The organism is Mesorhizobium sp. M1227, from assembly GCF_040318315.1.
Classification (GTDB): Bacteria; Pseudomonadota; Alphaproteobacteria; order Rhizobiales; family Rhizobiaceae; genus Mesorhizobium.
Genome location: NZ_JAMYLZ010000116.1, coordinates 1 through 612, shown reverse-complemented (window position 1 = coordinate 612; position 612 = coordinate 1). Strand labels below are relative to the sequence as shown.

The 612-nt window shown below is 61.3% G+C and carries 1 protein-coding gene; it reads left to right on the top strand.

What is annotated here, in order from left to right:
- Window positions 1-612: hypothetical protein (locus NKH28_RS34355; protein WP_352981471.1), on the top strand; the 612-nt coding region annotated here is incomplete at both ends.

Sequence of the window (612 nt, the reverse complement as noted above, 5' to 3'; positions counted from 1 at the left end):
ATGACGGCAACGCCGGTGCCAATGCCACGCCGCCGGCCAAGGGCAACATCACCCGCAAGCGCAGCTTCTCCGATTATTATGGATCGCCGCAAAAGGAGGTGAATCAGACTTTTGCTTATGACCTCTATGGCAACAAAGTCTCGGCGACCAACGGGCTCGGCCACAAGACCGAGTGGGATTATGATGCGACCTATCACCTCTATCCGGTGACGCAGCGCAGCCCCCGCTATTTTGCCACCGGCGGCCAGAGCGCCGACACCCGCTTCGTCTCGAGCGCCACCTACAATGCCGTCTGCGGGCTTCCGGCGACGAAGACCGACTTCAACGGCCTCATCAAGACCTTCACCTACGATCCGTTCTGCCGGCCCTACCAGGTCTCGCAAAGTGTGACCGGCGCGTATGCCAAGACGCGCTTCGAGAACGAAGGCAATCCGGCGGCACAGGCGCTGGCCAAGCTGACGCCGCTGCCCAATGGCGCCGGTGAAGACTTTACCCGCTCCTATTATGACGGGCTTGGCCGGGTTTATCGGGTGGAAACGCCCGGCGAGACGGCGGCCGGAGCAAAGCGCATTGCCGACACCGACTACGATCTGCGTAATAATGTCCTGCGCA